At 62.0% G+C, this 25,904-nt stretch carries 21 protein-coding genes; 19 read left to right on the top strand and 2 right to left on the bottom strand.

Features of this window, described 5'->3' with window-relative positions; translation table 11 throughout:
- Positions 1 to 32 precede the first annotated feature (32 nt).
- The 19 genes from PspCFBP13509_RS05145 to PspCFBP13509_RS05055 all read left to right on the top strand — a co-directional run bounded on the left by PspCFBP13509_RS05145 (position 33) and on the right by PspCFBP13509_RS05055 (position 23,046).
- Positions 33 to 1,493 carry a purine-cytosine permease family protein gene (locus PspCFBP13509_RS05145; protein WP_137211652.1) on the top strand — a complete coding sequence of 487 codons (1,461 nt, stop codon included), beginning with the start codon at positions 33 to 35 and terminating at the stop codon, positions 1,491 to 1,493.
- Positions 1,494 to 1,563: 70 nt separating this feature from the next.
- Complete coding sequence (locus PspCFBP13509_RS05140) at positions 1,564 to 2,529, top strand: ABC transporter substrate-binding protein (RefSeq protein WP_027605054.1); 966 nt, start codon at positions 1,564 to 1,566, stop codon at positions 2,527 to 2,529.
- Positions 2,530 to 2,600: 71 nt separating this feature from the next.
- Positions 2,601 to 3,452: an ABC transporter permease gene (locus tag PspCFBP13509_RS05135; RefSeq protein ID WP_027605053.1), complete on the top strand. Its 852-nt coding sequence runs from the start codon at positions 2,601 to 2,603 to the stop codon at positions 3,450 to 3,452.
- A complete protein-coding gene (locus tag PspCFBP13509_RS05130; RefSeq protein WP_051429333.1) occupies positions 3,449 to 4,273 on the top strand; it encodes a quaternary amine ABC transporter ATP-binding protein in 825 nt (274 codons plus the stop codon). Before PspCFBP13509_RS05135 ends, PspCFBP13509_RS05130 begins: the two co-directional genes overlap by 4 nt.
- A gap of 54 nt (positions 4,274 to 4,327) precedes the next feature.
- The gene (gene hutH, locus PspCFBP13509_RS05125) at positions 4,328 to 5,836 is read left to right on the top strand and encodes a histidine ammonia-lyase (protein ID WP_074848466.1); all 1,509 of its coding nucleotides are present in this window, start codon (positions 4,328 to 4,330) and stop codon (positions 5,834 to 5,836) included.
- A 33-nt stretch (positions 5,837 to 5,869) separates the two neighbouring features.
- Positions 5,870 to 7,408: a histidine ammonia-lyase gene (gene hutH, locus PspCFBP13509_RS05120; protein ID WP_137211651.1), complete on the top strand. Its 1,539-nt coding sequence runs from the start codon at positions 5,870 to 5,872 to the stop codon at positions 7,406 to 7,408.
- A gap of 160 nt (positions 7,409 to 7,568) precedes the next feature.
- A complete protein-coding gene (locus tag PspCFBP13509_RS05115; protein WP_137211650.1) occupies positions 7,569 to 8,978 on the top strand; it encodes an amino acid permease in 1,410 nt (469 codons plus the stop codon).
- Between the two features lie 15 nt (positions 8,979 to 8,993).
- A complete protein-coding gene (hutI, locus tag PspCFBP13509_RS05110; RefSeq protein WP_065925739.1) occupies positions 8,994 to 10,199 on the top strand; it encodes an imidazolonepropionase in 1,206 nt (401 codons plus the stop codon).
- Between the two features lie 11 nt (positions 10,200 to 10,210).
- Entirely contained in the window at positions 10,211 to 11,011 is an 801-nt protein-coding gene (gene hutG, locus PspCFBP13509_RS05105; RefSeq protein WP_137211649.1) for an N-formylglutamate deformylase, read from the top strand.
- Positions 11,012 to 11,142: 131 nt separating this feature from the next.
- Positions 11,143 to 12,090: a choline ABC transporter substrate-binding protein gene (locus PspCFBP13509_RS05100; RefSeq protein WP_137211648.1), complete on the top strand. Its 948-nt coding sequence runs from the start codon at positions 11,143 to 11,145 to the stop codon at positions 12,088 to 12,090.
- A 175-nt stretch (positions 12,091 to 12,265) separates the two neighbouring features.
- Positions 12,266 to 13,195, top strand: coding sequence for an alpha/beta hydrolase (locus PspCFBP13509_RS05095; RefSeq protein WP_065946671.1), 930 nt, complete (start codon positions 12,266 to 12,268; stop codon positions 13,193 to 13,195).
- Between the two features lie 103 nt (positions 13,196 to 13,298).
- On the top strand, positions 13,299 to 14,270 hold the full coding sequence (pip, locus tag PspCFBP13509_RS05090) for a prolyl aminopeptidase (RefSeq protein ID WP_137211647.1): 972 nt from the start codon (positions 13,299 to 13,301) through the stop codon (positions 14,268 to 14,270).
- A complete protein-coding gene (gene dtd / locus PspCFBP13509_RS05085; RefSeq protein ID WP_065925734.1) occupies positions 14,267 to 14,704 on the top strand; it encodes a D-aminoacyl-tRNA deacylase in 438 nt (145 codons plus the stop codon). The genes pip and dtd overlap by 4 nt, the downstream gene beginning before the upstream one ends.
- A gap of 323 nt (positions 14,705 to 15,027) precedes the next feature.
- Positions 15,028 to 16,707 carry a glucan biosynthesis protein G gene (locus PspCFBP13509_RS05080; protein WP_235865643.1) on the top strand — a complete coding sequence of 560 codons (1,680 nt, stop codon included), beginning with the start codon at positions 15,028 to 15,030 and terminating at the stop codon, positions 16,705 to 16,707.
- The gene (mdoH, locus tag PspCFBP13509_RS05075) at positions 16,700 to 19,270 is read left to right on the top strand and encodes a glucans biosynthesis glucosyltransferase MdoH (protein ID WP_065946670.1); all 2,571 of its coding nucleotides are present in this window, start codon (positions 16,700 to 16,702) and stop codon (positions 19,268 to 19,270) included. Before PspCFBP13509_RS05080 ends, mdoH begins: the two co-directional genes overlap by 8 nt.
- A gap of 177 nt (positions 19,271 to 19,447) precedes the next feature.
- Positions 19,448 to 20,257 carry a transporter substrate-binding domain-containing protein gene (locus PspCFBP13509_RS05070; protein WP_065946669.1) on the top strand — a complete coding sequence of 270 codons (810 nt, stop codon included), beginning with the start codon at positions 19,448 to 19,450 and terminating at the stop codon, positions 20,255 to 20,257.
- A gap of 210 nt (positions 20,258 to 20,467) precedes the next feature.
- Positions 20,468 to 21,265 carry a transporter substrate-binding domain-containing protein gene (locus PspCFBP13509_RS05065; RefSeq protein ID WP_065925731.1) on the top strand — a complete coding sequence of 266 codons (798 nt, stop codon included), beginning with the start codon at positions 20,468 to 20,470 and terminating at the stop codon, positions 21,263 to 21,265.
- A gap of 94 nt (positions 21,266 to 21,359) precedes the next feature.
- Positions 21,360 to 22,319 (top strand): amino acid ABC transporter permease, encoded by a 960-nt coding sequence (locus tag PspCFBP13509_RS05060; protein WP_137211646.1) that lies wholly within the window; start codon positions 21,360 to 21,362, stop codon positions 22,317 to 22,319.
- Positions 22,312 to 23,046 carry an amino acid ABC transporter ATP-binding protein gene (locus tag PspCFBP13509_RS05055; RefSeq protein WP_027605038.1) on the top strand — a complete coding sequence of 245 codons (735 nt, stop codon included), beginning with the start codon at positions 22,312 to 22,314 and terminating at the stop codon, positions 23,044 to 23,046. The genes PspCFBP13509_RS05060 and PspCFBP13509_RS05055 overlap by 8 nt, the downstream gene beginning before the upstream one ends.
- A 12-nt stretch (positions 23,047 to 23,058) precedes the next feature.
- On the opposite strand, the gene PspCFBP13509_RS05050 is transcribed toward PspCFBP13509_RS05055, so the two are convergent.
- Together PspCFBP13509_RS05050 and PspCFBP13509_RS32085 are read right to left on the bottom strand one after the other, a co-directional pair.
- Entirely contained in the window at positions 23,059 to 24,966 is a 1,908-nt protein-coding gene (locus PspCFBP13509_RS05050) for a methyl-accepting chemotaxis protein (protein WP_137211645.1), read from the bottom strand.
- Between the two features lie 165 nt (positions 24,967 to 25,131).
- A complete protein-coding gene (locus PspCFBP13509_RS32085; RefSeq protein WP_370671261.1) occupies positions 25,132 to 25,845 on the bottom strand; it encodes a methyl-accepting chemotaxis protein in 714 nt (237 codons plus the stop codon).
- Between the last annotated feature and the right edge of the window lie 59 nt (positions 25,846 to 25,904).

Raw genomic sequence — 25,904 nt, 5'->3', positions numbered from 1 at the left:
CCCCAAGACAATCCATCAGAGGTTGAACACCCATGGCTGCAAGTGACGCGCGTGCAAGCACCACCCCGTTGATCGAAAGGCGTTCGATCGACTACATCCCGGAAGCGGAAAGACACGGTCGTCTCTTGAGCCAGTTCACCCTGTGGCTGGGTGCCAACCTGCAGATCACGGCGATCGTCACCGGGGCCCTGGCCGTGGTGCTGGGCGGTGATGTGTTCTGGTCGTTGATCGGTCTGTTGATCGGTCAACTGCTGGGCGGCGGCGTCATGGCGTTGCATGCGGCGCAAGGGCCCAGGCTGGGCCTGCCGCAGATGATCTCCAGCCGGGTGCAGTTCGGTGTGTACGGCGCGGCGATTCCGATCGTGCTGGTCTGCCTGATGTACCTTGGTTTCACCGCAACCGGCACCGTGCTTTCCGGCCAGGCCCTGGGCCAGTTGTTTGGTGTCAGCGACAGCGTCGGGATCCTGATCTTCGCCAGTGTCATCGTGCTGGTCACGGTGCTCGGTTACCGGGTGATCCACTTCATCGGCCGCGTTGCCAGCGTCATTGGCGTGATTGCCTTTGTCTACCTGTTCAGCCGTCTGATGAGCCAGGCCGACGTAGGCGCACTCCTGCAAATCCGCCACTTCAGCTGGAGCAGCTTCCTGTTGGCGGTGTCGCTCGCGGCCTCCTGGCAAATCGCCTTCGGCCCGTACGTGGCGGACTATTCACGCTACCTGCCGAGCAACACGTCCTCGCTGAAAACCTTTCTTGCCGCAGGCGCGGGTTCGGTGGTTGGCGCGCAGGTGGCGATGATCCTCGGCGTGTTTGCCGCGGCCATGTCCAACGGGCAATTTGCCGGTCACGAAGTGGCCTACATCGTCGGCCTGGGCGGTACCGGAGCCACTGCGGCGCTGCTGTATTTCAGCATCGCGTTCGGCAAGGTCACCATCTCCACGCTGAACTCCTACGGCAGCTTCATGTGTATTGCCACGATCATCAGCGGCTTTCGCGGTCGCCTCGAGGTCACGCGCTTGCAGCGCCTGTTTTTCGTACTGGCCATCGTCGGTACGGCGACCCTGATCGCCTTGCTCGGGCAGCACTCGTTCCTGGGGGCGTTCAAGTCCTTCATCCTGTTCCTGCTGGCGTTTTTTACCCCATGGAGCGCGATCAATCTGGTCGACTACTACTGCATCACCCGCGATCGCTACGACGTGCCGGCGCTGGCCGATCCGAACGGGCGCTATGGCCGTTGGAACCTGCTCGGTATCAGCGTGTATGTCTTCGGTGTGCTGGTGCAATTGCCGTTCATCTCCACCAAGTTCTACACCGGTCCCCTGGTGGCGGCCCTGGGGGATGTGGATATTTCCTGGATCATCGGCCTGGTGCTACCCGCCGCACTTTACTACTGGGCGGCGAAAAAGTGGCCCGCCGCACACCCTGAACACCTGATCCTGCCGCTAGAGCAGGGCGTTGCACCGACGACGACAAACGGGCTGGTTGCACAGGCCTGATGGGACGTGGACAGGGCAGGATGCCTACTGACTGCCGTAATCCATTTCAAGATTTGGGAGCGTCACAACAATGAAAATGCATAAGACCCTGTTGGCCACCGTGTTTTCCGCGGGCTTGCTGGCCACTGCTGGCGCCCAGGCGGCCGGTTGGTGTGAATCCGGCAAACCGGTGAAATTCGCCGGCCTGAACTGGGAAAGCGGCATGTTGCTCACCGACATCCTGCAAACCGTGCTGGAAAAAGGCTACGACTGCAAAACCGACAGCTTGCCAGGCAACTCCATCACCATGGAAAACGCCCTGAGCAGCAACGACATCCAAGTGTTTGCCGAAGAATGGGTCGGCCGCAGCGAAGTCTGGAACAAGGCCGAGAAGGCCGGCAAAGTCGTCGGTGTCGGTGCCCCGGTGGTGGGCGCCGTCGAAGGCTGGTACGTACCGCGCTACGTGATCGAAGGCGACGCCAAGCGCAAGCTGGAAGCCAAGGCGCCGGACCTGAAAAACATCGCCGACCTGGCCAAGTACGCCGCGGTGTTCAAGGACCAGGAAGAACCGTCCAAGGGCCGTTTCTACAACTGCCCGGCCGGCTGGACCTGCGAGCTGGACAACAGCGAAATGCTCAAGAGCTACGGCCTGGAAAGCACCTACACCAACTTCCGCCCAGGCACCGGCCCGGCGCTGGATGCGGCGGTGCTGTCGAGCTACAAGCGTGGCGAGCCGATCCTGTTCTACTACTGGTCGCCAACCCCGCTGATGGGCCAGGTCGACCTGGTCAAGCTGGAAGAAAAACCCGGTGTGGATAAGACCGTGAGCATCAAGGTCGGCCTGTCCAAGACCTTCCACGAACAAGCCCCGGAACTGGTGGCCGTGCTGGAAAAAGTCAACTTGCCCATCGACCTGCTGAACCAGAACCTGGGGCGCATGGCCAAGGAGCGCATTGAGTCGCCGAAACTGGCGAAAATTTTCCTCAAGGAACATCCTGAAGTCTGGCACGCCTGGGTGAGCGACGAGGCAGCCAAGAAAATCGACGCGGCCTTGTAGGTCAAGTGTGCACGGCTACCCTCATGGGTAGCCGGGCGCCTGGCCACAACCCACTGGATCGAGAGCACGCTATGTTTCCTGAGAGTTTTACGTTTTCCATCGCCGACTGGGTCAATGGTTGGGTGGATTCACTGGTCACCAACTACGGCGATGTGTTCCGGCACATCTCCGACACCCTGCTGTGGGCCATCGTCAACCTGGAAGGGCTGCTGCGCGCCGCCCCCTGGTGGCTGATGCTGGCCATCGTCGGCGCCGTTGCCTGGCATGCCACCCGCAAGGTGCTGACCACGGCGGTGATCGTTGGTTTGCTGTTCCTGGTGGGCGCGGTCGGCCTGTGGGACAAGCTGATGCAGACCCTGGCGCTGATGATGGTTGCCACGGTGATCTCGGTGTTGATCGGCATCCCGCTGGGCATCCTGTCGGCGCGCAGCAATCGCCTGCGTTCGGTGCTGATGCCGCTGCTCGACATCATGCAGACCATGCCCAGCTTCGTGTACCTGATCCCGGTGCTGATGCTGTTCGGCCTGGGCAAGGTGCCGGCGATTTTCGCCACGGTGATCTATGCCGCACCGCCGCTGATTCGCTTGACCGACCTGGGGATTCGCCAGGTCGACGGCGAAGTCATGGAAGCCATCAACGCCTTTGGTGCCAACCGCTGGCAACAGCTGTTCGGCGTGCAATTGCCGCTGGCGCTGCCGAGCATCATGGCCGGTATCAACCAGACCACCATGATGGCGTTGTCGATGGTAGTGATCGCCTCGATGATCGGCGCCCGTGGCTTGGGTGAAGACGTCCTGGTCGGCATCCAGACCCTCAACGTCGGCCGTGGCCTCGAAGCCGGGCTGGCGATCGTGATTCTCGCCGTGGTCATCGACCGCATTACCCAGGCCTATGGTCGTCCACGGCATGAGGCGAGCAAATGACTACTGTCAGCAAAATCGAAGTTAAAAACGTCTTCAAGATCTTCGGCGCCCGCTCCAAGGAGGCGCTGGCGATGGTTGGCCAGGGCAAGACCAAGGACCAGGTGCTGGCCGAGACCGGCTGCGTGGTCGGCGTGAACGATTTGTCCCTGAGCATCGGCACCGGTGAGATCTTCGTGATCATGGGCCTGTCGGGCTCGGGCAAATCCACGCTGGTGCGCCACTTCAACCGCCTGATCGACCCCACCAGCGGCGCGATCCTGGTGGACGGCGAAGACATCCTGCAACTGGACATGGACGCCCTGCGCCAATTCCGTCGGCACAAGATCAGCATGGTGTTCCAGAGCTTCGGCCTGCTGCCCCACAAGAGCGTGCTCGACAACGTCGCCTACGGCCTCAAGGTGCGTGGCGAAACCAAGCAGGTCTGCGCTGAACGCGCGCTGCACTGGATCGAAACCGTGGGCCTCAAGGGCTACGAAAACAAGTACCCGCACCAGCTCTCCGGCGGCATGCGCCAGCGTGTCGGCCTGGCCCGCGCCCTGGCCGCTGACACCGACATCATCCTGATGGACGAAGCCTTCAGCGCCCTCGACCCGCTGATCCGCGCCGAGATGCAGGACCAGTTGCTCGAGCTGCAAAAGACCCTGCACAAGACCATCGTGTTCATCACCCACGACCTCGACGAGGCCGTGCGTATCGGCAACCGCATCGCGATTCTCAAAGACGGCCGGCTGATCCAGGTCGGCACGCCGCGGGAGATCCTGCATTCGCCGGCGGATGAGTATGTGGATCGGTTTGTCCAGCGGCGTGCGGCGGTGGTCTGACCCAGGTTCTGTGGTGAGGCCGGCAAAGCTGTAGAGAATATGAAGAGGTCAACAATGTCCCAGGCAGCAAAAATCATCATCGCCGACACCCCCCTGCGCTGGCAGGACGTGGTCGCCGTGGCCCGTCACGGTGCGGTGCTCGAACTCTCGGGCCAGGCCTGGGCGCGTATCGACAATGCCCAGGCCATCGTGCAGCGCATCGTTACCAGCGGCGAACGCGCCTACGGCGTGAACACCGGGTTGGGCGCATTGTGCAACGTGTCGCTTAAAGGCGAGCAACTGAGCCAGCTGTCGCGCAATACCCTGTTGAGTCACGCCTGTGGCGTCGGCCCGGTCCTCAGCGACGAGCAGACCCGCGCGATCATCTGCGCGGCGGTCATCAACTACAGCCACGGCAAATCCGGCCTGCATCCGCAGGTGGTGCATTCGCTGCTGGCGCTGCTCAACCACGGCATCACGCCACAAGTACCGTCCCAGGGCTCGGTGGGTTACCTGACCCATATGGCCCATGTCGGCGTGGCGCTGCTGGGTGTCGGAAATGTGAGCTATCGCGGCCGGATCGTCCCGGCGCAACAGGCCCTGGACGAAGAAGGTTTGCAGCCGGTGGTCCTCGGCGCCAAGGACGGCCTGTGCCTGGTCAACGGCACGCCGTGCATGACCGGCCTGAGCTGCCTGGCCCTGGCCGACGCCCATCACTTGCTGCAATGGGCCGACGTGATCGGCGCCATGAGCTTCGAGGCACAACGCGGCCAGATCGACGCCTTTGACGAAGAAATCATCGCCCTCAAGCCGCACCCGGGCATGCAGCATGTCGGCCGCAACCTGCGTGCGTTGCTCGATGGCAGTGAAGTGATTGCGAGCAGCAAAGGCATCCGCACCCAGGACGCCCTGAGCCTGCGCTCGATCCCGCAGATCCACGGCGCGGCGCGCGACCAGGTGGAACACGCCACTCGTCAGATCGAGACCGAACTCAACAGCGCCACCGACAACCCGCTGGTGCTCGGCACGCCGGACCACTACCGCGTGGTGTCCCAGGCCAACCCCCACGGCCAGTCCGTCGCCCTGGCGGCCGACCTGCTGGCGATTGCCCTGGCCGAAATCGGCTCGGTGGCCGAGCGCCGCCTCGACCGCCTGATCAACCCCCACGTCAGCGGCCTGCCGGCGTTCCTGGTGAGCAACCCAGGGGTCAACTCCGGGATGATGATCGTGCAGTACGTCGCCGCCTCGCTGTGCGGACAGAACCGCCAATTGGCGCAACCGGCGGTGCTGGACAACTTCGTCACCTCGGGGCTGCAGGAAGACCACCTGAGCATGGGCACCAACGCCGCGCTCAAGCTGCACCAGGTAGTGGCCAACGTCACCCAGATCCTCGCCATCGAGTACCTGCTGGCGGCCCAGGCCTTCGAATTCCTGAAAGACCAGCGCTTCGGCGCGGGCACCGATCGCGCCTGGCGCCTGTTGCGTGAAGTGGTGCCGGCCTATGAGCAGGACCGTTGGCTGGCGCCGGATATTGCGGCCGCCGCCAAGGTGCTCAAGGACACCGCATTACCGAATCTGTACTGAATACTTATTTCAAAAGAATAATTCACAAGGAGTATGAATGTGACTGCGCTAAACCTGATTCCAGGCCAACTGAGCCTCGCCCAACTGCGGGCCATCTACCAGCAGCCGGTAACCCTCAGTCTGGATGACAGTGCCTCGGCCCAGATCGAAGCCAGTGTGGCCTGCGTGGAACAGATTCTCGCCGAGAACCGCACCGCCTATGGCATCAACACTGGTTTCGGCCTGCTGGCCTCGACCCGCATCGCCAGCGAAGACCTGGAAAACCTCCAGCGTTCCCTGGTGTTGTCCCACGCCGCCGGCGTCGGTGAGCCGATCAGCGATGCGCTGGTGCGGCTGGTCATGGTGCTCAAGGTCAACAGCCTCAGCCGTGGATTCTCCGGGATTCGCCGGCAGGTGATCGACGCGCTGATTGCGCTGATCAATGCCGAGGTGTACCCGCATATTCCTCTGAAAGGCTCCGTTGGTGCTTCCGGTGACCTGGCGCCGTTGGCGCACATGTCCCTGGTGCTGCTGGGCGAAGGCAAGGCGCGCTACAAGGGCGAATGGCTGGAAGCCACCGACGCGCTGAAAGTCGCCGGCCTGACGCCGCTGACCCTCGCCGCCAAGGAAGGCCTGGCGCTGCTCAACGGCACCCAGGTGTCCACCGCCTACGCCTTGCGTGGCCTGTTCGAGGGCGAAGACCTGTTCGCCGGCGCCCTGGCGTGCGGCGGCCTTACCGTGGAAGCGGTGCTGGGTTCGCGCTCGCCGTTCGACGCCCGTATTCATGCGGCTCGCGGTCAACGTGGGCAGATCGATTCGGCGGCGGCCTACCGTGACCTGCTCGGTGAGAGCAGCCAGGTGTCGCAGTCGCACCAGAACTGCGACAAGGTGCAGGACCCGTACTCCCTGCGCTGCCAGCCACAAGTCATGGGCGCCTGCCTGACCCAGTTGCGCCAGGCGGCCGAGGTACTGGTGGTCGAAGCCAACGCCGTGTCCGATAACCCGTTGGTATTTGCCGCTGAGGGTGACGTGATCTCCGGTGGCAACTTCCACGCCGAACCGGTGGCCATGGCCGCTGACAACATGGCCCTGGCCATCGCCGAAATCGGCTCCCTGAGCGAGCGTCGCATCTCGCTGATGATGGACAAGCACATGTCGCAACTGCCGCCGTTCCTGGTGGGCAATGGTGGGGTGAACTCCGGTTTCATGATCGCCCAGGTGACCGCCGCCGCCCTCGCCAGTGAGAACAAGGCATTGGCTCATCCCCATAGCGTCGACAGCATCCCGACGTCCGCCAACCAGGAAGACCACGTGTCGATGGCCCCGGCTGCCGGCAAGCGCCTGTGGGAAATGGCCGAGAACACCCGCGGCATCCTCGCCGTGGAATGGCTGGCCGCGTGCCAGGGCCTGGACCTGCGCGAAGGCCTGAAAACCTCGCCGAAGCTGGAAAAAGCCCGTGGCATCCTGCGCGACAAAGTGACGTTCTACGACAAGGACCGCTTCTTCGCCCCGGACATCATCGCCGCCAGCGAACTGCTCGCCAGCCGCTGCCTGAATGAGCTGGTGCCGGCCACGTTGCTGCCGAGCCTGTAAGCGGTTCAGAGAACGGCATGGCTCTCTGTGGTGAGCGAGCTTGCTCGCGCCGGGCTGCGCAGCAGCCCCAAAAAAGGCCGCGAGCGCTTCGCACTCGAGCGCGAGCAAGCTCGCTCACCACAAACAACTTTCTCAGGATAAAAATAATTAGGGACGAGAAATGCACCAGCAAGAAAAGGGTTTGAAACGCGGGCTGAGCGCCCGACATATTCGCTTCATGGCCCTCGGTTCCGCGATCGGCACCGGGCTGTTCTACGGGGCCGCCTCGGCCATCCAGATGGCTGGCCCCGCCGTGCTGCTGGCCTACCTGATCGGCGGCGCCGCAGTGTTCATGGTGATGCGCGCCCTCGGTGAAATGGCCGTGCACAACCCGGTCTCCGGCTCCTTCGGCCAATACGCCAGCACCTACCTGGGCCCGTTGGCCGGTTTTATCCTGGGCTGGACCTACGCCTTTGAAATGATCATCGTCTGTCTCGCCGACGTCACCGCCTTCGGCATCTACATGGGCTTCTGGTTTCCCGAGGTCGCACGCTGGGTCTGGGTGCTCGGCATCGTGTTTTTGATCGGCGGCCTGAACCTGTGCAACGTCAAGGTCTTTGGCGAGATGGAGTTCTGGCTGTCGCTGCTCAAGGTCGGCGCCATCGTGGCGATGATCCTCGGCGGTTTCGGCATCATGCTGTTCGGCATCCACTCGGCCGGCGAAACCCAGGCCAGCGGCCTGAGCAACCTGTGGGCCCACGGCGGCTTCATGCCCAACGGCATTGGTGGGCTGATCGCCTCGTTTGCAGTGGTGATGTTCGCGTTTGGCGGCATCGAGATCATCGGCATCACCGCCGGTGAAGCCAAGGATCCGCAGCGCGTGATCCCCAAGGCGATCAACGCCGTGCCGCTGCGCATCCTGTTGTTCTACGTGCTGACGTTGTTTGTCTTGATGGCCATCTACCCATGGCCGCAGATCGGCAGCCAAGGCAGTCCGTTCGTGCAGATCTTCAGCAACCTCGGGATAGGCTCGGCGGCGACCCTCCTCAATATCGTGGTGATTTCGGCGGCCGTGTCGGCTATCAACAGCGACATCTTCGGTGCCGGCCGCATGATGTACGGCCTGGCGCAGCAAGGGCAGGCGCCCAAGGGCTTTGCCCGGTTGTCCAGGCAAGGCGTACCGTGGATGACGGTGGTGGTGATGGGCGCCGCCTTGCTCGGCGGTGTGCTGCTCAACTACCTGATCCCGGAAAACGTGTTCCTGCTGATCGCGTCGATTGCCACCTTCGCCACCGTATGGGTGTGGCTGATGATCCTGTTCACCCAGGTCGCCATGCGCCGCTCGATGACGAAAGAGCAGGTCGCCGAATTGAAATTCCCGGTGCCGTTCTGGCCCTACGCGCCGGCTGCGGCCATCGTGTTCATGCTGTTTGTGTTTGGCGTGCTCGGTTACTTCCCGGACACCCAGGCGGCCTTGCTGGTCGGTGCGGTGTGGATCGTGTTGCTGGTCGTTGCCTATCTGCTGTGGGTCAAGCCCGCCGCCGGGCAAGCGGCCAAGGTCCATTACGACCCGGCCTTGTCTCATCGATAACTTAGGGAGGCGTTGATGAAAACCCTTTGGCAACACTGCCACGTCGCAACCATGGCCCAGGGCAAATACTCGATCATCGAGGATGCCGCCCTGGTCACCGCCGGTTCGCTCATCGAGTGGATCGGTCCGCGCAGCGAAGTACCGACGGCGGATTACGCCCAGGTGCATGATCTGCAAGGCGCGTGGGTCACCCCCGGGCTGATCGACTGCCACACCCACGCGGTGTTTGGCGGCAATCGCAGCGGCGAATTCGAGCAGCGCCTCGAGGGCGTGAGCTATGCCGACATCGCGGCCAAGGGCGGCGGTATTGCCAGCACCGTGCGCGCCACCCGCGCCGCCACGGAGGATGAACTCTTCGCCAGCGCCCATAAGCGCCTGCGCAGCCTGCTGCGCGATGGCGTGACCACGGTGGAGATCAAGTCCGGCTACGGCCTGGACCTGGCCAACGAGCGCAAGATGTTGCGTGTGGCTCGGCGCCTGGGCGAAGCGCTGCCGGTCAGCGTGCGTGCCACGTGCCTGGCGGCCCATGCATTGCCGCCGGAGTACAAGGACCGCGCCGACGATTACATCGAGCACATCTGCAATGAAATGCTGCCGGCCTTGGCGGCGCAGGGGTTGGTGGACGCGGTGGATGCGTTCTGCGAATACCTGGCGTTTTCCACCGAGCAGGTGGAGCGGGTGTTCAAGGTCGCCCAGCAACTCGGCCTGCCGGTGAAACTGCATGCCGAGCAGCTGTCGTCGCTGCACGGCTCCAGCCTGGCGGCGCGTTACCACGCGCTGTCGGCGGATCACCTGGAATTCATGACCGAAGAAGACGCCATCGCCATGGCCGCTGCCGGCACCGTCGCCGTGTTGCTGCCGGGGGCGTTCTACTTCCTGCGCGAAACCCGGCTGCCGCCGATGGACGCCCTGCGCAGGCACGGCGTGAAGATCGCCATCGCCAGTGACCTCAACCCCGGCACCTCGCCGGCGTTGTCGGTGCGCCTGATGCTGAACATGGCCTGCACCCTGTTCCGTATGACCCCGGAAGAAGCCCTGGCCGGTGTCACACAACATGCGGCCACCGCCCTGGGCATGGGCGACACCCATGGGTCCCTGGAAGTGGGCAAGGTCGCCGACTTTGTCGCCTGGCAGATTGATCGCCCCGCCGACCTCGCCTATTGGCTGGGCGGTGAGCTGGATAAACGCGTCGTGCGCCACGGCGTCGACGTCACCCTATAAGGAGCACTGCTGTGGATAAGGTTCTGAACTTCAAACAAGGCCGTGTGCCGCTGCTGATCAGCATGCCCCACGCCGGCCTGCGCCTGACGCCTGCGGTGGAAGCCGGGTTGATCCCCGAAGCGCAAAGCCTGCCGGACACCGATTGGCACATCCCCACGCTGTATGACTTCGCCGAAGCGCTGGGTGCCAGCACCCTGTCGGCGGAGTACTCGCGGTTTGTCATTGACCTGAACCGGCCCTCGGACGACAAGCCGCTGTACGCCGGTGCCACCACGGGCCTGTACCCGGCGACCCTGTTCGATGGCGTGCCGTTGTTCCGCGAAGGTCTGGAGCCGAGCGAGACAGAGCGCGCCAGTTACCTGCAAAAGATCTGGGGCCCGTATCACCGCGCGCTGCAAGAGGAACTGGCGCGGCTCAAGGCCGAGTTCGGTTATGCGTTGCTGTTCGATGCGCACTCGATCCGCTCGGTGATCCCGCACCTGTTCGACGGCAAACTGCCGGATTTCAACCTGGGCACCTTCAACGGCGCCGCCTGTGATCCGGAACTGGCCAGCCAGCTCGAGGCCATTTGTGCCACCCATCCTCAGTACACCCATGTATTGAACGGGCGCTTCAAGGGCGGCCATATCACCCGCCATTACGGCAATCCGTCGCAGGATATCCATGCGGTGCAGCTGGAATTGTGCCAGAGCACGTATATGGAAGAGTTCGAGCCGTTCCGCTATCGCCCGGATCTGGCCGAGCCGACGCAGGTGGTGTTGAAGCAGCTGCTGGAAGGCTTGCTGGCGTGGGGGCGCAAGCGCTACGAGTGACGAACGGTCGCCCCTGTGCAACTCACAGTCGCCACAGGTCGTGTTGGGAGAGGTCTCGCTCGGTAAGGTTGTGGTTATGGCGCACCAGACGCCACTTCCCATAATAAAAGCTGCCGAGTGAGACCTCTTTCATGAAAAGACTGTTCAACCGTTACCTGTTGACCCTCACCGGCGCCGCACTCCTCAGTGCCCAAGCCATGGCCGCCGAACCGGCCTCCTGCAAATCCATTCGCATGGGCGTGGTCAGTTGGACCGATGTGGTCGCCACCTCGGGCATGGCCGACGTGCTGCTCAGCGGCCTGGGCTATGACAGCAAGCAGACCAGCGCCGTGCAGCAGATCATCTTTGCCGGTATCCGCGATAAACGCCTGGACGTGTTCCTCGGCTATTGGAAGCCGGCGATGGACAACAACATCGCGCCGTTTCTGGCCGCCAGGCAGGTCAAAGTCTTTGATAAACCCAGCCTCGCCGACGCCCAGGCCACCCTGGCCGTGCCGCAATACGTGGCTGACGCCGGGCTGAAGACCTTTGCCGACATCGCCCGCTTCAAGGACAAGCTGGGCGGCAAGATCTACGGCATCGAGCCCGGCAGCGGCGCCAATACCGATATCCAGAAAATGATCGACACCAACCACTTCGGCCTGGGCGGCTTCAAGCTGGTGGCTTCCGGTGAGGCTGGCATGTTGGCGGCGGTGCAGCGCGCGGTGAACCGCAAGGAGTTCGTGGTATTCGTCGGGTGGACCCCGCACCCCATGAACATCAATATGAAAATGGCCTATCTCACTGGCAGCGAAGACGTGTTCGGTCCTGACGAAGGGCGCGCCACGGTCTCCACCGTGACCGCGCCGGACTTCGCCGAACGCTGCCCCAACGCTAACCGATTGCTCGAGAACCTGACCTTCACCGCGGCCCAGGAAAGCCAGCTCATGGTGCCGATCATGGAGCGCCAGTCACCGCAGGACGTGGCCAGGCAATGGCTGCGCGACCACCCCGAGGATTTGCAGCGCTGGTTGGCCGGGGTTACAGCATTTGATGGCAGCGATGGCTTGACGTCGCTCCAGGCCTACCTCAAACCCTAAGCCAAGTGCAGCCCCCGCTCACCACAAGGGCTTCATTACCTCAGGTTATGCTTTCACCGAAGATGTGTAGATACGACTGCCCCGATAGCGCCATGCCGGGCCACCTATCAAGTGACTGATCCATCGCAATCGGAAACCTCCGACCTTGAACCTGCCGCGCCAGAGATCATTGCGTATGTACCCGATATCCCCGCAACTTGTCGCGTTCGTTGAAAAAACCGAGTCTTTCACCAGCGCCGACTCTTCCCTGGCGAGCCTGCGCCAAAGTTACGAACGCATGTGCCAGGCATTCACCCCGCCGAAACCGGAAGGCTTGCAGCTCACGGACTTCACCCTGGCCGGCGTGGACGTGCGCAGTTATCTGCCCCCCACACCGCCACCCGCCGACGGCTGGCCATGTCTCCTCTATATACACGGCGGTGGCTGGGTGGTCGGCGGCCTGGATTCCCACGACTTCATCTGCTTCGAGCTGGCCAATGCCCTCCGGGTGCTGGTGATCGCCATCGACTACCGCCTGGCGCCCGAGCACCCATTCCCGGCCGCCTACGACGATTGCCGCGCAGTGTGGCAGGCGATCCAGAAAGGGCAGGCGCCACACGCCATCGATCGGCAACGCCTGGCAGTGGTCGGTGACAGTGCGGGCGGCAACCTGGCGGCGGCGTTGTGCCTGGGGTTGCGCGATGATGGCCAGCCTATGCCGCGGGCCCAGGTCCTTATTTACCCCGGACTGGGCGGCCCGGCTGATTTGCCCTCGCGCCGTGACTGCATGGACGCGCCGCTGCTCAGCACTGCCGACACCGACTACTACCTGGCGCTCTACCTGCGTGGTTTGGCTAAACCATCGCCCTATGCTATGCCGCTGCTGGCCGAGGATTTCAGTGGTTTGCCCAAGGCCTTGATCGCAGTAGCCCAATTCGACCCGCTGCGCGACGACGGCATGCTGTACGCCGAGCGCCTGCAACAGGCCGGTGTGCCTGCGCGGTTGTATCCGGGCAAAGGCCTGGTCCACGGCTGTCTACGCGCAAAGGGCCAGGCCCCGGAGGTGGATCGGCTGTACGGCTACCTGTTGGATTACCTGAGGAGCGAACTACTGACGCAGCTCTAAGCGCTCAAGGACATGCTCATTGCACAATTCGGGTTTATAGTGCCAGACGGCAAAATAAAAGACGTCCCCCCAGGGATGAACCCGACCCCCTACGGAGCGCGCAATGCAGACTTGGTACCCGCAGATCAAACCCTACGCCCGGCACGATCTGGCCGTCGATGACACCCACACGCTGTACGTCGATGAAAGTGGCTCCCCCGAAGGCTTGCCTGTCGTATTCATCCACGGTGGCCCTGGCGCCGGTTGCGATGCCCAGAGCCGCTGCTATTTCGATCCCAGCCTGTACCGCATCGTCACCTTCGACCAGCGTGGCTGCGGCCGTTCCACCCCGCGCGCGAGCCTGGAAAACAACACCACCTGGGACCTGGTCGCCGACCTCGAGCGCATCCGCGAACATCTTGGCATCGACAAATGGGTGCTGTTCGGCGGCTCCTGGGGCTCGACCCTGGCCCTGGCCTACGCGCAAACCCACCCCGAACGTGTGCATGGCCTGATCGTGCGCGGTATTTTCCTCGCCCGCCCCCAGGACATCGAATGGTTCTACCAGGCTGGTGCCAGCCGCCTGTTCCCGGACTACTGGCAGGACTACATCGCGCCGATTCCCGCCGATGAGCGTCACGACATGATCGCGGCCTACCACAAGCGCCTGACCGGCAACGACCAGATCGCCCAGATGCACGCCGCCAAGGCCTGGTCCGGCTGGGAAGGGCGCATGCTCGGCCTGTGCCCGAGCCCGCAGCACGTGGAGCGTTTTTCCGAGCCTCAGCGCGCGCTGTCCATCGCCCGTATCGAGTGCCACTACTTCACCAACAACTCCTTCCTGGAGCCCAACCAGCTGATTCGCGATATGCACAAGATCGCCCATCTGCCTGGCGTCATCATCCATGGCCGCTACGATATGATCTGCCCGCTGGATAACGCCTGGGAGCTGCATCAGGCATGGCCGAACAGCGAACTGCAGGTCATTCGTGAAGCGGGTCATGCGGCGTCCGAGCCCGGGATTACCGATGCACTGGTGCGCGCGACCGGCGAAATGGCACGGCGCCTGCTTGATCTGCCGCCAGAAGAAGCATGAAGGCCTTGCTGCAACGGGTGCGTAGCGCCCGGGTCGAAGTGGCGGACGAAATCGTCGGAGCGATTGACCAAGGTTTGCTGGTGCTGGTGGCCGTCGAACCTGCAGATACGCCCGAGAGCGCCGACAAACTGCTGCACAAGCTGCTTAACTACCGGGTGTTCAGCGACGACGAGGGCAAGATGAACCTGTCGTTGAAGGATATCGATGGCGGATTGCTGCTGGTGTCGCAGTTCACCCTGGCGGCGGATACCAAGAGCGGCCTGCGGCCAAGCTTCTCAACCGCTGCGCCGCCGGCCCTGGGAGCGGCGCTTTTTGATCACTTGCTGTTACAAGCGCAACAATTGCATGGCAAGGTGGCCTCGGGGCGTTTTGGTGCGGATATGCAGGTGCATTTGGTCAATGATGGCCCTGTGACCTTTCTCTTACAGACATGAATGTATTAAAAACGACTTTAATGCCCAAAAACGTAGGGTTTCGCTACAAATACTTCGTTGTCCCTGATGCGTTGTCTCGCGGGCTACTAGATAATCGCGCGCTACGGGGATCAGCGTTGTTTGGTCCATTTTTGACTTAGGTAGAGACTTGTCCGACGGCCTCAGGGGAATCATTTGGACCCTGGGGAGTCGGAACAATGCTCGCCAACCTGGCATATAGATAGCTGGCCGTTGGTTTTTTGATCTGTTTTCGGCGAGGGTTGCTCGTGATTGTTAGTCCCTGTAATGCACCAAAATTGTCTGCCAAACGGTTACGAAACGCACTGGTGACGGGCTCCGCCCTGTTTTGCCTGTTCGGCGCGGGTCAACTGTGGGCATTCAGTCTGGATGATGTGTCGGCCAAGGCAAAAGAGCTGGCCGGGCAGAAATACGAAGCTCCGCGCAGCAATCTGCCGAACGAGTTCCGCGAAATGAAGTTCGCGGACTACCAGAAGATTCGTTTCCGCAATGAAAAAGCCGAATGGGCCGATCAGAACACCCCGTTCAAGTTGTCCTTCTATCACCAGGGTATGCATTTCGATACACCGGTGAAAATCAACGAAGTGACCGCCGACAGCGTCCAGGAAATCAAATACGACCCGACTCGCTTCGATTTCGGCGACGTGAAGTTTGATCCTAAAGCCACCGAACAGCTGGGTTACGCCGGTTTCCGTGTGCTGTACCCGATCAACAAGGGCGACAAGCAAGACGAAATCATGACCATGCTCGGCGCCAGCTATTTCCGCGTCGTCGGCAAGGACCAGGTCTATGGCCTGTCCGCCCGTGGCATGGCGATCGATACCGCGCTGCCGTCGGGTGAAGAATTCCCGCGTTTCACCGAGTTCTGGATCGAACGTCCAAAACCGGGTGACAAGCACCTGGTGATCTTTGCCCTGCTGGATTCCCCACGTGCGACCGGCGCCTATCGCCTGATCCTGCGTCCGGGCACCGACACGGTTGTCGATGTGAAATCCCAGATGTTCCTGCGTGACAAGGTCAGCAAGCTGGGCGTTGCCCCGTTGACCTCCATGTTCCTGTTCGGCGCCAACCAGCCGTCCAAGGTGCTCAACTACCGTCGCGAGTTGCATGACTCCAGCGGCCTGTCGATCCATGCCGGCAACGGCGAGTGGATCTGGCGCCCCCTGAACAACCCTAAACACCTGTCGGTCAGCAACTTCACCGTGGAGAACCCGCGTGGGTTCGGCCTGCTGCAACGCGGTCGCAACTTCAGCCACTACGAAGACCTCGACGACAACTACGACAAGCGTCCAAGCGCGTGGATCGAGCCTGAAGGCGACTGGGGCAAGGGCTCCGTCGACCTGGTCGAGATCCCGACTGCCGATGAAACCAACGACAACATCGTTGCGTTCTGGAGCCCGGCCGAGTTGCCGGAAGTCGGCAAGCCGCTGGAAGTGGCCTACCGCCTGCACTGGACCCTCGATGATGCCGCGTTCCATTCGCCGGACAGCGCCTGGGTCAAGCAGACCCTGCGCTCCACCGGTGACGTGAAGCAATCCAACCTGATCCGTCAGCCGGATGGCAGCGTGGCTTACCTGGTGGACTTCGAGGGCCCGTCCTTGAAGAAACTGCTGCCGGACGCCCCGGTGCGCAGCCAGGTGAGCGTGAGTGACAACGCGGAGCTGGTAGAAAACAGCGTGCGCTACAACGAACACACCAAAGGCTGGCGCCTGACCCTGCGTATGAAGATCAAGGACGCAGGCAAGCCGACCGAGATGCGTGCAGCCCTGGTCCAGGACATCACGCCGCCTGAGCCTGAGCATGTTTCCACCCAGGTGCTGAAGGCCGACAAGGTCCTGGCCAAGCAGCATGATAAACAGGCCAAGAAAGACGCGAAAGACAAGGAAGCCAAGCAGCCAGAAGCTGCCCCAGCCACACCGGAGCCGATCAAGACCGAGCAAGTCCTGACCGAAACCTGGAGCTATCAGTTGCCTGCCGATGAGTAATTCTCAAGTCCAGCCAGAGACTCTCTCCGAGTACCTGGCGCATCTTCCGATGACCGCTGAGCAGCGCGCCGAGTTGGCGGGCTGCACATCCTTCACCGAGTTGCACGAGCGCTTGTCGTCCAAGGCGTTCGATGCACCCGTCGACGCCGCCCAGGCGTCGGTGGGTCGCCGCTTGACCCTCAGCACGGCCGAAGAGCTGCAAGACGCCGAAATGCTCGGGCTCGACGCCAGTGGGCGCGTGTGCCTCAAGGCCACGCCGCCCATCCGCCGTACCCGCGTGGTGCCTGAACCGTGGCGCACCAATATCCTGGTGCGCGGCTGGCGACGGATCACCGGCCGCAGCAACCCGCCGACCCCGCCGAAGGATGAGCGCGTATTGCCGGCGGCCCGCTGGCGTACCGTGGGTTCGATTCGTCGTTATATCCTGCTGGTGCTGATGCTCGGCCAGACCATCGTGGCCGGCTGGTACATGAAAGGCATCATGCCGTACCAGGGCTGGTCGCTGGTCGACTTCGACGAGATCCGCAACCAGACCCTGCTGCAAACCGCCACCCAGGTGCTGCCTTACGCCCTGCAGACCAGCATCCTGATCATGTTCGGAATCTTGTTCTGCTGGGTCTCGGCCGGTTTCTGGACTGCATTGATGGGCTTCCTCGAACTGCTCACCGGCCACGATAAATACCGGATTTCCGGTAAAAGTGCCGGCGACGAGCCGATCCCGAAAGAGGCGCGCACCGCGCTGGTCATGCCGATCTGCAACGAAGACGTGCCGCGGGTATTCGCCGGTTTGCGCGCGACGTTCGAATCGGTGGCCGCCACCGGTGACCTCGATCGTTTCGACTTCTTCGTGCTCAGCGACAGTAACGAGGCCGACATCTGCATCGCCGAGCAGCAAGCCTGGCTCGACGTCTGCCGTGAGGCGGGTGGCTTCGGCAAGATCTTCTATCGCCGCCGTCGCCGTCGCGTGAAGCGTAAAAGCGGCAACCTCGACGACTTCTGCCGTCGTTGGGGCGGCGACTACAAGTACATGGTGGTTCTCGACGCCGACAGCGTGATGAGCGGCGAATGCCTGACCAGCCTGGTGCGCCTGATGGAAGCCACGCCGGATGCCGGGATTATCCAGACCGCGCCGCGTGCGTCGGGCATGGACACCCTGTATGCGCGCATGCAGCAATTCGCCACCCGGGTGTACGGCCCGCTGTTCACCGCCGGCCTGCACTTCTGGCAGTTGGGTGAATCCCACTACTGGGGTCACAACGCGATCATCCGCATGAAACCGTTTATCGAGCACTGCGCCCTGGCGCCATTGCCGGGTAAAGGTGCGTTCGCAGGTTCCATCCTGTCCCACGACTTCGTTGAAGCGGCGCTGATGCGCCGTGCCGGCTGGGGCGTGTGGATTGCCTACGACCTGCCGGGCAGCTACGAAGAACTGCCGCCGAACCTGCTGGATGAACTCAAGCGTGACCGTCGCTGGTGCCACGGCAACCTGATGAACTTCCGCCTGTTCCTGGTCAAGGGCATGCACCCGGTGCACCGCGCGGTGTTCCTGACCGGTGTGATGTCCTACCTGTCGGCGCCGTTGTGGTTCCTGTTCCTGGTGCTGTCGACGGCCTTGCTGGCGGTCAACACCTTGATGGAGCCGCAGTACTTCATGGCGCCACGCCAGTTGTACCCACTGTGGCCGCAATGGCATCCGGACAAGGCGGTGGCGCTGTTCTCCACCACCATCGTGCTGCTGTTCCTGCCGAAGTTGCTGAGCATCATCCTGATCTGGGCCAAGGGTGCGAAGGAGTTCGGTGGCAAGTTCAAGGTGACGATGTCCATGCTGCTGGAGATGCTGTTCTCCATGCTGCTGGCGCCGGTGCGGATGATTTTCCACACCCGTTTCGTGCTCGCCGCGTTCCTCGGCTGGGCCGCGACCTGGAACTCGCCGCAGCGTGACGACGACTCCACCCCGTGGGGCGAAGCGATCAAGCGTCACGGCACGCAGACCCTGCTGGGCTTCTTCTGGGCCCTGCTGGTGGTGTGGTTGAACCCGAGCTTCCTGTGGTGGCTGGTACCGATCGTCGGTTCGTTGATGCTGTCGATCCCGGTGTCGGTGATCTCCAGCCGGGTCAACCTTGGCCTGAAGTCCCGCGATGAGAGCCTGTTCCTGATCCCTGAGGAATACAATCCGCCGCAAGCGTTGCTGTCCACCGACAAGTACACCCACGAAAACCGTTGGCACGCGCTGAAAGACGGCTTTGTGCGCTCGGTGGTCGACCCGCAGCAGAACGCCCTGGCCTGTGCCCTGGCGACCTCGCGTCACGGTCAGGCCGAGCCGATCGAGTACCTGCGTGCCGAGCGTGTGCGCCACGCGTTGAAAGTCGGCCCTGCCGGCCTCAACAACGGCGAACGCCTGGCGTTGCTCAGCGACCCGGTAGCCCTGGCCCGCTTGCATGAGCAGATCTGGAGCGAAGGGCATGCCGAGTGGCTCGCTGCCTGGCGTAATTCGATCAAGGCCGACCCGCACGCGCCGTTACTGCCGCTGCAACCGCTGTCGTCCCAGGCCCAACCGGCCTGATTCAGGCGCCCCCGAGGGTTCACTTCGGGGGCGTTCGAAGCGCTGGTCCTACAGCGTTTCTCTATCGCTCTAACTCCTTGTTATTTCGAAACAAAAGTCCCTTGTCCGAGGCGTATTTGCGTGCCCGCGAGTGGGGTAGGATCGCCCCCCAAATTTGACTCGGTCACAGGGGGATTCATGATCAAAAGGTATTGTTCGGCATTGCTGATCGGCGTTATTGCATTGATTCACGCTGGTCTGGTGCAGGCCGGTGCCATCGACGATGCGGTTCGGCGTGGTGTGTTGAAAGTGGGTACTACGCCCACCTATGTCCCCTTTGAAATGACCGATAAAGAGGGCCGTATCGTTGGCTTTGAAATCGACCTGCTCAAGGTGATGAGCCAGGCCCTGGGCGTTGAGCTTGAATTGGTCAGCGTGCCCTATACCGAGTTGCTGCCTGGGCTACAGGCGAAAAAGTTCGACCTGATCGGCAGCGGCATGACCGTCACCCAGAAGCGCAACCTGAAGCTGAATTTCAGCGACTCCTTTATCGTGGTGGGGCAAACCGTGTTGCTGCACCCCAGCCTGAAGGACAAGGTCGCCAGTGTCGAAGACCTGGACGACGCCACTTACCGTGTCACCACCGTCCAGGGCACCACTGGCGAGGCGGCGGCGCAACGCTTCCTGGGGGCGGCGCGCTTGAGCAGTTTTGCAACGCCCCGGGAAGCTGTGCGCCAAGTGGTGAACGGTGCCGCCGATGCCTTTATTTACGATGCGCCCTACAACCTGATCGCCCTGAGCTTGCCGGAAAACCGCGAGCTGCTGGCGCTTGAACAGCCGTTCACCTTTGAACCCTTGGCGTTTGGCGTGAAGAAAGGCGATTTTGACAGCCTCAACTGGATCAACCATTTCCTCAATCAAGTCGCCCAGGACGGGACCTACGATCGCTTGCACGACAAGTGGTTCAAGGACATGGACTGGCTGGTAGAGGTCGACTGGAAGTCATAACTTCTTACACATCAATCCGTTGCCAGCGCTACCAACGCAAGCGTCTATCCCAGCAGCTGGCTGCGTTGTTGTGGGACTTTTCCGACATACGCAGATAACAAATACCCGTGAAACCTTTGTGACAGGCAATGAGTGGGTTAGGATCGCACCCCGAATTGGTGCAGCCCTTTTGCGCGCCGACCGTATAAGAATCGTTCAGGGGACTTGATGATGAAAAAGTATCTTTCGATGCTGCTGCTCGGCGTCGCCGCGCTGGTTGCGGCCAATGCCGCCCAGGCCGGTGCCATCGATGATGCGGTCAAGCGCGGCACGCTGAAAGTCGGCATGGACCCGACCTACATGCCGTTCGAAATGACCGACAAACGCGGCGAAATCATTGGGTTCGAGGTCGATATCCTCAAGGCCATGGCCAAGTCCATGGGTGTCAAGCTGGAGCTGGTGTCCACCGGCTATGACGGCATCATCCCGGCGTTCCTCACCGGCAAGTTCGACATGATCGGCAGCGGCATGACCCTGACTCAGGAACGCAACCTGCGCCTGAACTTCAGCGAACCCTTCATTGTGGTTGGCCAGACCCTGCTGATCCGCAAGGAGCTGGAAGGCACCATCAAGTCCTACAAAGACCTGAACGACGAGAAGTACCGCCTGACCTCCAAGCTCGGCACCACCGGTGAGATGGTCGCCAAGAAGCTGATCTCCAAGGCCAAGTACCACGGCTATGACAACGAGCAGGAAGGTGTGCTGGACGTGGTCAACGGCAAGGCCGATGCCTTCGTGTATGACGCGCCATACAACGTGGTCGCCGAGAAAAAAGTCGGTAACGGCAAGCTGGTGTTCCTCGAAGAACCCTTCACCTTTGAACCCCTGGCGTTCGGCCTGAAGAAGGGTGACTACGACAGCATCAACTTCATCAACAATTTCCTGCACCAGATCAAGAACGACGGCACCTACGATCGCATCCATGACAAGTGGTTCAAGAGCTCCGAGTGGCTCAAGGACATGGAATAAAGCGGGACTGTTTTCTGTTGCGAGAGGGCTTGATGTGGGGAGCGGGCTTGCCACCTCAAGTGTGCGGGCCTCGAATTTTTTGGATGCTGAGTAGATGAAACAGAAAAAAGCCCAATGGCCCTGGCACCTGCTGACCGTCGTCGTGCTGGTCGGCCTGGCTGGCGCCTTGTACTACGCTACCTCGCTGATGTCCTACGAATGGCGCTGGAACCGGGTCCCGCAATACTTCGCCTACCAGGCCGAAGAGTCCCAGCGCGCTGCGGACATCTCCACTGTCGTGGAGCTGGTCCGCAAGGGCGATGTGGCCGAAGTCACCCTGCGCAACGATGCCGGCGTCGAACAACGCGTGAGCGTGGCCGACAACAGCCTGCAAGTGGCGCGCGGCGATGATGTGGCCGAAGGCGATGTCATCGGGGTTAACCGCCATTGGGTGTTGGGCCCCTTGATGTGGGGGCTGTGGACCACGTTGTGGCTGTCGGTGGTATCCGGGATTCTCGGCCTGGCGATCGGTCTTGCAACCGGGTTGTGCCGACTGTCCAATAACCCGACCCTGCGCGATCTGTCGACGATCTACGTCGAGCTGGTGCGTGGTACGCCACTGTTGGTGCAGATCTTCATTTTCTACTTTTTTATCGGCACGGTGCTCAACCTGTCCCGGGAATTCGCCGGGATCGCCGCCCTGTCGTTGTTCACCGGCGCCTATGTGGCGGAAATCGTCCGCGCGGGGGTGCAGTCCATCACCCGTGGCCAGAACGAGGCGGCTCGCTCCCTGGGCCTGAGCGCCAGCCAGTCGATGCGTCATGTGGTGCTGCCGCAGGCCTTCAAGCGCGTGTTGCCGCCGCTGGCGGGGCAATTTATCAGCCTGGTGAAAGACACCTCGCTGGTCTCGGTGATCGCGATTACCGAGCTGCTCAAAAGCGGTCGCGAAGTGATCACCACCTCGTTCTCGCCGTTTGAAATCCTGTTCTGCGTCGCAGGGTTGTACCTGCTGATCAACCTGCCGCTGTCGAAAATGGCCAGCCGGCTTGAGCGGAGGCTCGCCCAAAGTGATTGAAGTCCGCGATCTGGTAAAAGTCTTCGATACCCGCGGGCATGTGGTGCGCGCGGTGGACCATGTGACCACCCAGGTGGCCAAGGGCGAAGTGTTGGTGGTGATCGGCCCGTCCGGCTCCGGCAAGTCCACGTTCCTGCGTTGCCTCAATGGCCTGGAAGAGTTCGATTCCGGCTCGGTGAGCATCGATGGCCTGCAACTGGCCGACCCGAAAACCGATGTGAATGCCTATCGCCGTGAAGTCGGCATGGTGTTCCAGCACTTCAACCTGTTCCCCCACATGACCGTGCTGGAAAACCTGTGCCTGGCGCAAAAAGTCGTGCGCAAGCGCGGTAAGAAAGAGCGCGAAGCCAAGGCCCTGGCGCTGCTGGAAAAGGTCGGCATTGCGCAGAAAGCCAACGAGTTCCCGTCGCGGCTTTCCGGTGGCCAGCAACAGCGCGTGGCGATTGCCCGGGCGTTGGCGATGGAGCCCAAGGTGATGCTGTTCGACGAGCCCACCTCGGCCCTCGACCCGGAAATGGTCGGCGAGGTGCTGGACGTGATGAAGACCCTGGCCCTGGAAGGCATGACCATGGTCTGCGTCACTCACGAAATGGGTTTTGCCCGTGAAGTGGCGGACCGGGTGCTGTTCTTCGATCATGGCAAGTTGCTGGAAGATGCGGCCCCGGCCGAGTTCTTCGCGGCGCCCAAAGACCCGCGTGCCCAGGCGTTCCTGCGCCAGGTGCTATAGGGCGCGGGGCGTTCATACCTTGAACCGCCCCACGCATTGCTGCAAATCCGTTCCCAGCCGCGCCAGTTCGATACTGGCCGCTGCCGTCTGTTCACTGGCGGCGGCGGTTTGCTCCGAGGCGTCGCGTACTTTCAATACGCTGCGATTGATCTCTTCGGCCACCGCACTTTGCTCCTCGGCGGCAGCGGCGATCTGCGGGTTCATTTCCTGGATGACCGACACCGTGCGGGCTATCTCCGTCAGGGAGTCCCCGGCGTTGCGGGCCAGGCCGACGCTGTTGTCGGTCAGGGTGCGGCTGTAATCCATGATGTCGGCCACTTGTTGGGTTCCGCTGTGCAGGCCGCCAATCAGCTCTTCGATTTCCTCGGCGGACTGCTGGGTCCGTTGGGCGAGACCGCGCACCTCATCGGCGACCACCGCGAAGCCTTGACCGGCCTCGCCGGCCCGTGCGGCTTCTATCGCAGCGTTGAGCGCCAGCAGGTTGGTCTGCTGTGACACGGACTTGATCACATCCAGCACGCTGCTGATTTTCTGGCTTTCCCGTTGCAGCCCAATCATGGCCTGGCCTGCGCGCGCCATTTCATGGGCAAGGTGCTCGATTTGCGCCACGACATCCGTCACCACCTGATCGCCCAGCTCAGTCTGTTGATTGGCCTGTCCGGCGGCGAGGGACGCCTGCTCGGCGTGGCGCGCAACCTCCTGGGCGGTGGCGAGCATCTGGTTCATGGCGGCGGCGACCTGCTCGGTTTCATCGCGCTGATTATTCACCCCTGCGCGAGTTTGTTCGGTCACGGTGGAGAGCTCCTCGGCGGCGCTGGCAATTTGCCGCGCGTTGTCGCTGATGTTGCCAATCAGCCCCCGCAGGTTCAGCGTCATTTGGCTCATGCTGCGTTGCAGTTGACCCAACTCGTCACGCCGTCGGGATTGCACGTCATGGCTCAGGTCGCCTTGCGCAATGCGATTGGCGGCGGACAGCGCTTTGCGCAACGGTTTCACGATTTGCCCGGCAATCAGCCAGGCCGCCAGGGCTCCGAGGAGCAAGGCGGCAGCGGTCGTACCAAGGGTTTGGGTGCGGGCTTGTTCGGCTTCGCGTTCGCGTCGTTGAGTCTGGTCCTGGCTCAAGAGATCGCTCTGGGCGAGCAGTTGGTCCAGCTGCTGTTCCAATTGATTTTGCGCGCCTTCGGTTGTGAGTTGCGTGTCCTTGAGGCGTGTGAGGTGGGTGCGGATACTGAGCACGGTATTTTTCAGGGCACCGCTGTCGACCGGCAATTTTGCTACGCCAGCCTGGGCGAGTTCGAGGTTGCGCTCGGCGTCGCTGACGGCCTGGGCGTAGGCATCCAGCGAGCTGGCGGCCCAGGCAGGGGTTTGGGCGCGATCCTCCGCCTGCTCTATGGCCTGGCGCAGGTTTTCGATGGCATCGAGGGCTTTTTCATCCTCCTGGTCGGGTAAGTCGCTGGCCAGTTGTGCCAGCACGTCACCGGTGCGTACGGAGCTCTGCTTCAGTTGTTCACGGGCACTCTCACGTTTCTCGACCAGGGCAGGCACCTCCTTGAGCGTGGTTTTAAACGTTGCGGAGAGGCGGGTCATCTCCTGCAGGTATTGAATGGATTTGGGGACTTTGAGCCGGTTGGAAAGCTCGCTCAGGAGCCCGTCTATTTTTTCTATGCTCACGCTCAATTTGTTGAGGCTGTTGGTATCGTCCAGGGTTCGGTAGACGATTCTGTCGGCCCGCAGTTCTTCACCCGTCACGGCCAGTTGCGCGAGCACGGTCAGGGTTTGCGAGCGGTAAAGGGACGCGGCCAGCGCCTGCCAGCCAGTCACGGCAATCACAAGGCTCAATGCCAGGACCAGGGAGAAGCCCAGGGCCAGTTTGAGAGTGACACTGGCGTCACCCAACAGGTAAGTCATTCGACGAAGCATGATCAACCTCCGACAAGTGAACAGTGGGCGTTCTCAACATGCGCAGGCACATTGAGCTGAATTGAACGCTAGTTCTCTCGGCGCAGAGGTGGGGCTGATAAACGCGTAGGAAATTTCACAGATTGCAGGCGGCGACCCAGGGCGGGTCGCCACGCGGGGAAGGGGTCAGACCCGGAAGCGGCCGACCAGCGCCTGGAGATGGGTGCCCAGGCGCGCCAGTTCGGTACTCGATGCGGCAGTCTCTTCACTGGCCGAAGCCGTCTGCTCGGAGATATCACGCACGTTCAACACACTGCGATTGATCTCTTCCGCCACGGCGCTTTGCTGCTCGGCGGCGGTGGCGATCTGGGAGTTCATCGCCTGGATGGTCGAGACCGTGCGTGTGATGTTCTCCAAGGCGCTGCCGGCGCGGCGCGTCAACTCGACACTGCTGTCGGTGAGGCCACGGCTGTTGTCCATGATGTTCGCCACCTGCTGGGTGCCGCTTTGCAGGCCGACGATCAGCTCTTCGATCTCTTCGGTGGACTTCTGGGTGCGCTGGGCCAGGCTGCGTACTTCATCGGCCACCACCGCGAAACCGCGTCCGGCCTCACCGGCCCGTGCCGCTTCAATGGCTGCGTTGAGGGCCAGCAGGTTGGTTTGCTGGGCCACGGACTTGATCACATCGAGCACGCTGCCGATCTTGTCGCTTTCGCGCTTCAGATCGGCCATGGCGACCGTGGAGTTGCCGACTTCAGTGGCGAGGCGTTCGATCTGGGCGATCGCTTCGCCGACCACTTTGTCGCCTTCACGGGCCTGCTGGTCGGCGGCCAGCGCGGCTTCCGAGGCTTCCTCGGCATTGCGCGCCACTTCCTGCACGGTAGCGGCCATTTCATTCATGGCGGTGGCCACCTGGTCGGTCTCGACTTTCTGGCTGTTGACCCCGGCGCTGGTCTGTT

Origin of the sequence: Pseudomonas sp. CFBP13509 (assembly GCF_005233485.1) — a bacterium.
Lineage (GTDB): Bacteria > Pseudomonadota > Gammaproteobacteria > Pseudomonadales > Pseudomonadaceae > Aquipseudomonas > Aquipseudomonas marginalis.
This window is presented reverse-complemented; position numbering and strand designations above follow the sequence as displayed.